Below are 8,564 nucleotides of genomic sequence, written 5' to 3' on the forward strand. Positions count from 1 at the left end.
GCCTAAGTTCCTTCAATTGGTCTACACCCATTCCGCCATATTGCTTGCGCCAGCGGTAATAGGTTTGCTCCACAACGCCGATCTGTCTGATCGCATCCAGACGCGGCATCCCTTGCCCCATCAGAACTTCAACCTGCCGCAACTTCGAGACAATTTCTTCCGGCTTCGGTCGCTTGTTTGCCATTCTTGGTCCTCCGTTTCCTAATCTTAACGGTGGGCCCATTCAAATGGGGAGGCTCAGCAGACGTTGGATTGCCGCGGCTCCGATGGCAACTTCCAGCCCCCAGCAGACATTCGCAACTGGACTTTGCAAATACCAATAAGCGGACAGGGCGGCCCTTTAAAACCTAAGCAATAGACCAGCGTGGAGTTTTTGTGTGCTATTCCTTGAACGGTAGGCTCGTATAAGCCCCTACCTCATCGTTTCCAGAGCGCTCGTTGAAAGCTTCGATCATGTCGTTTGTGGCTTCAGCGGCTCCAAGGTCCATACTCTCTAGATCGAATTCAGAAAACGGGAATTCCGCTGCCGAGTCCGGTGGTTGCTTCGCCATCTGAACTGGTGCTGGGAAAGACTCTTCATTGGGTACACCTTGGCGGGTGCGGATTTCGTCTTTCGTCACGTTCCATGTCATGAAGTCAGCCGCCAAGTCCAACGGGCCACTATATGTCTCCCGGATTGCCGAATAGACGGCCAGAGCAATGTCATGATCGTTTTGGAAGTGATAGCAGACCGCCAATCGCGGCTCCGTTTCAGACATGATCTTCCCAAATGCTTGTGCGGCAGTATGCCCTTGCGATCCCACAAAAATGGCCTCTGATGGTTCAAATCCGTATTTCTCGATCATAAACTCCGGAGGAGTAAAGCACTCGTGGATGGCAAGATCCGCACCGTCCGCGTGCTCTCTCCACCAGCGCGTCGGAAGTGTGTCGGAAGAAAAGGCAAATTTGAGGTCATTCCATTCCAGTAGAAAACTTACAGCCTGTTCACCGTGAATTGCTGGTAGTGTTCTGACCTGAACTCCGTTTTCGTCAAAAATGACGTTGTTCACAGCTTTCCAATCAAATTCGTTCACTTCTAGTTTCAGTCCACGTGGATCGACGGCCGCTCCCCGAGTTGCTTCTTCCCACGCCCACATTTTCATCATGTGATCCGCCCACGCCTTGGTGCCCCATTCGGGCTTTATCCCTTCGGGTCCCCAAAGACGAACAGGCGTCAGTCGGTTATTCACAGGGCCAGTGAAATAGAACGCCGGAAAGTCGCCTGCATGATCGAGGTGCAAGTGACCCAAGAAAACCTTGTCCAGCTGGTCCAAGGGAATTCCAAGGGCCATGATCCGTTCATATGATCCTTCACCCATGTCGAAGATGAATTTTTCACCATTGCCCAACTCGACTAAAAAACACGCAGCAGCTTGTTTCAGACGTGGTTGAGGCATTCCGGTTCCACAGGCGATGACCCGCATTTCGTCAGGACCAAGGGTTTCAGTTCCAGGATAATAGACAGTTTGACTAGGGTAAGGTTCGGTTCTTGACCATTCAGAAGGACCTTGGTCTTCCGCAATCAAAATGGTGGCCGAGGCCGCAAAAATCCCAGCGCTAAGTACCACTGTTCGAAAATAAGACTCCGAATGCATCATTGATAATCTCCCCCAACAAGGAACCTAGCAAAATGATCATTTGCGCGGATACGACTCATGAAAGGATCGCAATTTTAGAATGCATCTGGCAACACCTAAGTTGAAATTGAAATTTTACGGCGGGATGGACAACCATTTGCCAATTCCTGCTGTCGGCTCAAAGTAATCATTCTTTGCTATGTGCGGATAGGCTAATGGCAGCCCAAAGCGGACCACTGGACTCAACCCCAAGGGCAAAAAAATGTACATTCTACTCACTGGAATGCCTACTAGCAGAGTGTACAAAACAATTTGCCTTCCCGATTACTTTTCAGTCGGCAATCCGCTTGTTAAAAGGTCAATTTGTAAATTGATTAATTCTCTGCGGCGCTCTTTGGATACGCCCTTGAAGGTCGTGTGCTCCCAAGTGTGATAGCCAACAAAGAGCATAGCCCGCATCTCCAAGTCATCGCCCTCAAACCCGAGTTCGGAAAATGCGCGTCTTATGAAATCGAGGCGAGCCTCTGCAACTCTTTGCACAATTTTCGCAATTTTTTCTTCCTTTTCGGCAGCATGTCGAATGGCTAAGTCGTGCCTTGCTAAGTCGAAGCGAAGAATAGCCTTTGATGCTTCTGTTAAGCGATCTTTAGGATCGAGCGAGAGAAGATTACGGTCTTGAGTTAGGTTTGCCGTAAGATCTTCAGCCCAGTATTCTAGCAGCTCATCCAGCAGTGCCTGACGATTGCCAAAGTGCCAGTAGAAACCGCTTTTTGCGACCTTTAGGCGTTTGGATAACTTCTCGATTGTTAAGTCCGCCAGACTGCCTTCCCCCATCATCTCAAGAGCAGCTTCAAGCCAGTCTTTCCTTGAGAACCCTCGCGAAACTTTTTTTAAATCTGACATAGGTCACTCTCAACCACACGGCATCGGCTAGACGATATCGTACAGTTATGCTAACTTTTTTCCACATAACTTGGTACACACAATTCTGTTGCCAATTTTGGGGGGTGAAAAATGAAGACGCAACATGCAATAATTCTCGGTGTTCTGGTTGGCGGTTTAAGTGTAGCTTTGTTGAGCGCCCTGCAACATGAAACTTCACAAAATGTCGGGATCTTCGGCACCGCCCAAGCGCAGGAAACTGGTAAGGATGAACTGGAAGTGTCACCAACAATGGTGCGTAACCGGCCACGCGATGTCTATTACCCCAACTCCGAAGATTTGGCCGCGGACGAAATGCGGGTCGTCGCCTGCGGAACGGGTATGCCGACAACGCGCGCAGCGCAGGCCGCGGCGTGCTTCCTTGTGGAGCTTGGCAACGGCGACAAATTCCTCTTTGACATCGGCTCTGGATCGGCAGAGCGGATCTCATCACTGCAAATACCCTACAATTATCTCGACAAGGTATTCATCGGACACTTGCACACGGACCATTTCGGAGCCCTACACGACCTCTTCATTGGTGGCGCACTTATGGGGCGGAACGTTCCGCTGCGTGTATGGGGCCCAAGCGGGCCGGTCGAAGAACTGGGCACGGCATATGCGATCGAGCACATGCAAAAGATGCTGACCTGGGATCTGTCGGGCCGTGCAGGACTGATTGATTTCCGCGGATTCACCATGGAGGTGAACGAGTTCGACTATAGGGGCGAGAACGAAATCGTGTACGAAGAGAACGGTGTTGTGATCCGTTCTTTTCCAGCGATCCATTCGCTCGACGGCCCAGTCAGTTACTCATTGGAGTGGAACAATCTGAAGTTCGTCTTCAGTTCAGATTCTTACCCCAACAAGTGGTTCATCGAATACGCAAAGGACGCGGACATCGCTATCCACGAGTGCTTTGTGGCGGTACCTGATCTGGTTGCAAAGATGAATTTCACTCCCGAGTCCGCCTTGCTTGTCGGTACTCAGGTTCATACTGCGCCTGAAGCTTTTGGTAAGATTATGAACGAGGTGAAACCGCGCATTGCTGTTGCCTATCACTTCTTCAACGACTTCGACACAAGCACCAACGTCTATGAGCGCATTAGGCAGACCTACGACGGACCTCTGAGCCTTGCGGACGATTTCATGGTCTGGAACGTCACGAAGGATGAGATTACGGTGCGCATGGCGGTGACAGAGGAGCGCACTTGGGCACCCCCTTCGGCCGCTCCTGCTGAACTCCCCAATGACGAGGACCGCGTCGCGTATTCTGAAAAATCCGGCGTGCCTATCGAGGCAATGAGATATTCCGACTTCACAAACTCTGGTTTCTGGGACGTCGACGATGTGCTTCGCCCGATCTATGAGGAAGCTTCAGAGGTACTGGGTAAAGAATTTACCTATCCGGCTGACAATTGAACATTTGTTTAGGCCGGCGCAGCGCATTTGGGTGCGCCGGTCGCTTGCGTAATGGATCGGAGCCGTAGCATGAATACCAGTTCGAAGATCATACGACACTTGTCCATGGCGATTGCAGTGGCATTCACGATTGGGCAATCCGTAAGTGCTCAATCTCTTGCTAGATCTGAGAGTGATGAAGGTGGTTGGCGGCACTCGATCACCCCTTATCTGTTCCTTCCGCTCAGCACCACGGGCACATCAACTATAGATGGAACAAGCGTCGATCTGGACCTGAGCCTGAGCGAGGTGCTGGACGTGCTGCAAGGCGCAGCTTCGGTACGTTACGAAGGCTGGAATGGCGACTTCGGGATCATCTCGGAGGTGTACTATGTTAGGCTTGGCGAAGATGGAACCCTGCCAGGCGGACGGGTAGACGTCGATGTCGATGTCCGGCAAACCTTTTTCAATGTTCAGGGAGCCTACCGATTTGCGAACGGGGTCAATGCTTCGGGTCGACGCTATGCAGCAGACGCTGCAATTGGCGTTCAGTGGAACCGGCTTAAACAAGAGATCGACCTTTCGGGCCCCGGCTCAGGTATGACGTTGGGTGGGACAGAAGAATGGTTCGAGCCGATGATCGCACTTCGCTATGTCATGGAAATCAACGACAAATGGAGTTTCGCCAGCCGTGCCGAACTGAGTGGCTTCGGCGTGAATGGCGATGACCTGCAATACCTGCTTTTGGCTGGTTTTGACTGGAAAGGCTGGGAGAACACGTCCCTGCGGTTTGGCTATCAGTTCTACGGAATTGACTATTCCACTGACCGCTCGGGCGGGGAGTTTGCCTATGATGTGGACCAGAATGGTGTCTATGCTGCCGTTGCGTTTCATTTCTAGGATAGGCGAATACAGCAAGACGTGGGTATTGGTGGGCTCGTCGCTTGTGAGCCTTGCGTTTGGCGCAAGCCAATCAATTGCGGATCTCGTGTCCCCCTACGGCGGAGAAACCGCGCCGAACTTTGTTGAGCTTTCGGTGCAGCCTGATCATGTAAGGGTTCTCCTTGAGGTCGATTTGAACGACTATCCCATATTCGTCATTCCAGATGATGGTTCGGGTACGTCACTGGCCGAGCGTACGGGTCGAAACCTTCAGATCTGGGCAGACGAAGAGGAACTGACCAGCACAACGAATACGATTGATGTGCGCCCCAGAATTTCCCGGCAAACAGCATCGAGCGCTCAGTATCGACCACGACCGCGCAGCGAAAATGTCGTCTACGTGGACATGGAGTTTCCGTTTAATGGCAAGCCTGAACGGATCACGTTCATTCCTCCGTTAAGCACAGACGGGATTCCATTGGCTTCACTTGGCGTTGTGGCCGAGCACTTGGGTGTTCCGGTGACAGACTATCGTTACCTTTCTCAAGCTGAGACAATGCTGCCAGATTGGGATGATCCGTGGTTTACAAAGTTTGAGAACCCAAATCTCACCCGCCACCACAAGTCTCCGATGATGTCGTTCCTAGCCATGGAACCGCGTGTCGTCCGGCATGAGATCATTTTGCGTTTGACAGACTTAGAAACTTGGGCGGATTTGGACTTTGAAGGCGCGGAGCGATTAACTCCAGATGATGTCGCCAGGATCAAGTCTGGCGTATCGGACTTTCTTGCGACTAGAAACCCGCTAGCCGTAGACGGCAAGCCGGTGAAACCGGAAACGGTACAGGTTTCACGTATCGAAGTTGGGGCCGAAGGCTTGCGTGTTCTTCCGGATGAAGCGGAGGCAAACCGAAAGACGATGCTATTGGGTGTTGTCCTTTCCTATCCGGTTGCGACCTTGCCGCACCGAGTTGATTTGGCATGGGAGCTTTTCCCAGATGGGCTGGATGTTATTCCGATAACCCTCTCCGATCCGGCAGGGGCGATCCCCTCACAGATTTATGCATCCGATTCAGCTGTGAGTTGGAACAATCACCTGACAACTTGGAAAAACCCAAAAACGAGCCCGGTCGTCGTTAAAGTCGCGGGTGTTACACAGGTGCCACCGATTGCGTTCGGCTTGGGTTTTCTGTGTTTGATATGCGCCTATTATTCGTTGCAGCGTACAAACGGTCAGCGTCTGATCTTGCTTGGCCTGACCGGGGCATTCGGTGCCGCTGCGATTGTCACATATTCGCTGAACAATTTGTCGACAACACCTGAGCCAGATGAGATTGCGACCCGTCAAATCGTGGGAGGGCTGTTGACCAACATCGGAACCACGATGCTTGAGACGCGAGATGATAATGCCGTAGCGGCGATGGAGCCATATGTCGAAGCACTTAATCGCGAAAAGGTTCAAGCGGAGATACATCGTGGCTTGTCAGTTACCTTGCCCTTTGGGGCCATGGCTCGTGTCGAAGCGATTTCAGACCTGAACGTCGAGAGCTTTGCGCCTGGCGAAGAAAGAAATCAGCATCAGGTTCTCGCCAATTGGACTGCCCGTGTAAGCGGCGGTCATTGGGGGCACCTACATAGGCAAACGGTTTCTTATCGCGGCTTGCTAGACGTTTCGCGGCATGGCGACCATTGGATGCTTGATGACCTGACGATTATCAGCGCCAAAACAGGAGGATAATTCTGTGTTTGTGGTTAGGTTGTTTTTTGCCACATTCTTTTTTGCAGTGATCTTTTTGACTGCTGACAGAGCAGAGGCGCATTTTAATCTAAACCAGAATGTCCGCATTCATCATGTGGCCCATTCGGAAGATGGCTTAGATGTCTATTTGCGCCTTCCGATGCCGTATTTGGTTGCGGAGCTCGTCGGTCCCGAAGGCCCGGACGGTTTGCCTGCACCGGCTCCGTACACATACAATCAGATCGAAAACAGTGTGCTGATGCACTACTTGGATCAGGTCGCATTTCACAAAAATCCAACCGGCCTGGCTCGTATTGCCGAAAAAGGCTTTGTGCTATCTATCGGCGGTCACCGACAAGCAGCAGAAATCGTTTCGATAAAACTACACCCGTTGGGGCAAGAACCTGGATTTGCCACGCTCAATGAGGCACGCGCGGCACTTACGCAAAGAGATGTGTTTCCAACAAGCGAGGAGATTTATGTTGGCGAGGTGATGGTTGACGTACATCTGCGCTTTATGACGGGAGAAGTTGGAGCATACAGTTTAAACTACACTTCTGATCCGGGGCTTGCTGGACAAGAAGAAACGGCGAACCTGATCCTCGACTACATCGGGCAGGATGTTCGGACGTTTCGCGCGCGGGGCCTGATGCATACGCCGGTTGATGTTTCCGGATCAGCGACCGCAGCCGCTTCGACCTTCTTTCTTGAAGGTATTCGGCACATTTTGGAAGGTCCCGATCATGTTCTCTTTGTACTTTGCATGATCATCGGTGCTTTGAACTTGCACAGCCTTCTCGCCCGCGTCACAGGCTTTACCTTGGGCCACACGGTAACACTGATTTTAGGATTTTTTGGCTTCGCGCCAAGCGGAGAGTGGTTCATCCCAACTGTCGAGTTGGCAATAGCACTTTCAATAATCTACGCAGCTGCGATGGCGGTTTGGCCGCCAGAAAAAGGACACGGCGACCTGAAGGCTTTTGCCATCACATCCGGCATTGGGTTGCTGCACGGGTTTGGGTTCTCCTTCATGTTGCACCAGATTCTACGTGTTGATGCTCCGAACGTTTGGCACAGCTTGCTGGCCTTCAATGTTGGAGTTGAGGCTGGGCAAGTCATCATCGTTCTATTGATCTGGCCCTTGGTGTTGTTGCTGCGCAAAAAACCAGGTCGCATCTGGGTCAGCTCTCGCGCTGTCGTTGCTGCGTCCGCAAGTCTGATCGCAATGGTTTGGGTAGTAGAACGGGCAGAGTTCTTTCTCTGATCCCGTAATGCTGCATCCGAACCTCATCTCCGAGTTTGTGTCAGCGTACCAAACGGAGTTCAATCGTCTGACTGTCGAGATATCCAAGAGCAAAACCGAACAAAAACAGGCAAAGATCACCAAGCAAATCGACAAGTTCGTTGATGCTATTGCGGAGGGTATGTTCCATCCCAGTTTGAAGGCGAAGATGGATGATCTCGAAGCCCGCAAGAAAGAGTTAGAAACCGAACTGTCCGCTTCGCCTCAGGAGCGACCCGTTCTTTTGCATCCCGGTCACGCAGATCTCTACAAAGAAAAGGTGGCCGACTTGAGCGATGCGTTGAACAACCCGTCCACGAAGACTGAAGCGACATCCATCATTCGAGGATTGTTGTCCGAGATTCGGCTGCTGCCGGTCGATGGCAAACTCTTGATTGAACTCGTTGGCGAACTGGCAGGATTGCTGGCGTTAGGGCAAACAAAAACGGCCTCGGAGCGATGTGCTTCGGGCCGTTCTGCGACGCTGGTTGCGGGAGTAGGATTTGAACCTACGACCTTCAGGTTATGAGCCTGACGAGCTACCGGGCTGCTCCATCCCGCGACAGTTTGCGTTGGTCTACCGCCTATTTGGCTAGTTGAGACCGGGTAGTGTTTTTTTCATCGTAAGAGAGAAGTTTGATTGTGGGATTTTTCTAGGTTTGGCGGTGACCTACTCTCCCGGGGCTTAAGCCCAAGTACCATTGGCGCGGCAGTGCTTAACTTC

At 51.8% G+C, this 8,564-nt stretch carries 7 protein-coding genes and 1 tRNA gene; 4 read left to right on the forward strand and 4 right to left on the reverse strand.

Annotation, left to right across the window (positions count from 1 at the left end):
* The 3 genes from RUA4292_RS09415 to RUA4292_RS09425 form a co-directional block, all read right to left on the reverse strand.
* Positions 1-184, reverse strand: a 184-nt coding sequence (locus RUA4292_RS09415) for a transposase (protein ID WP_082637063.1), incomplete at its 3' end; no start/stop codon positions are given.
* 196 nt (positions 185-380) lie between these two features.
* On the reverse strand, positions 381-1,637 hold the full coding sequence (gene gntH, locus RUA4292_RS09420; RefSeq protein WP_058277372.1) for a guanitoxin biosynthesis MBL fold metallo-hydrolase GntH: 1,257 nt from the start codon (positions 1,635-1,637) through the stop codon (positions 381-383).
* 303 nt (positions 1,638-1,940) lie between these two features.
* Positions 1,941-2,519: a TetR/AcrR family transcriptional regulator gene (locus RUA4292_RS09425; protein ID WP_058277373.1), complete on the reverse strand. Its 579-nt coding sequence runs from the start codon at positions 2,517-2,519 to the stop codon at positions 1,941-1,943.
* Positions 2,520-2,630: 111 nt separating this feature from the next.
* Between RUA4292_RS09425 and gntH (RUA4292_RS09430) the strand changes: the two genes are divergently transcribed.
* The 4 genes from gntH (RUA4292_RS09430) (at position 2,631) to RUA4292_RS09445 (ending at position 7,822) form a co-directional block, all read left to right on the forward strand.
* Positions 2,631-3,959 carry a guanitoxin biosynthesis MBL fold metallo-hydrolase GntH gene (gene gntH, locus RUA4292_RS09430; RefSeq protein ID WP_058277374.1) on the forward strand — a complete coding sequence of 443 codons (1,329 nt, stop codon included), beginning with the start codon at positions 2,631-2,633 and terminating at the stop codon, positions 3,957-3,959.
* Between the two features lie 69 nt (positions 3,960-4,028).
* The gene (locus RUA4292_RS09435; protein WP_199519999.1) at positions 4,029-4,838 is read left to right on the forward strand and encodes a hypothetical protein; all 810 of its coding nucleotides are present in this window, start codon (positions 4,029-4,031) and stop codon (positions 4,836-4,838) included.
* On the forward strand, positions 4,789-6,558 hold the full coding sequence (locus RUA4292_RS09440; RefSeq protein ID WP_145974925.1) for a hypothetical protein: 1,770 nt from the start codon (positions 4,789-4,791) through the stop codon (positions 6,556-6,558). The genes RUA4292_RS09435 and RUA4292_RS09440 overlap by 50 nt, the downstream gene beginning before the upstream one ends.
* A gap of 55 nt (positions 6,559-6,613) precedes the next feature.
* The gene (locus RUA4292_RS09445) at positions 6,614-7,822 is read left to right on the forward strand and encodes a HupE/UreJ family protein (protein ID WP_145974926.1); all 1,209 of its coding nucleotides are present in this window, start codon (positions 6,614-6,616) and stop codon (positions 7,820-7,822) included.
* 503 nt (positions 7,823-8,325) lie between these two features.
* On the opposite strand, the gene RUA4292_RS09450 is transcribed toward RUA4292_RS09445, so the two are convergent.
* Positions 8,326-8,402, reverse strand: a tRNA-Met gene (locus RUA4292_RS09450).
* Positions 8,403-8,564: the final 162 nt, after the last annotated feature.

It is taken from the genome of Ruegeria atlantica (assembly GCF_001458195.1).
Taxonomy (GTDB): domain Bacteria; phylum Pseudomonadota; class Alphaproteobacteria; order Rhodobacterales; family Rhodobacteraceae; genus Ruegeria; species Ruegeria atlantica.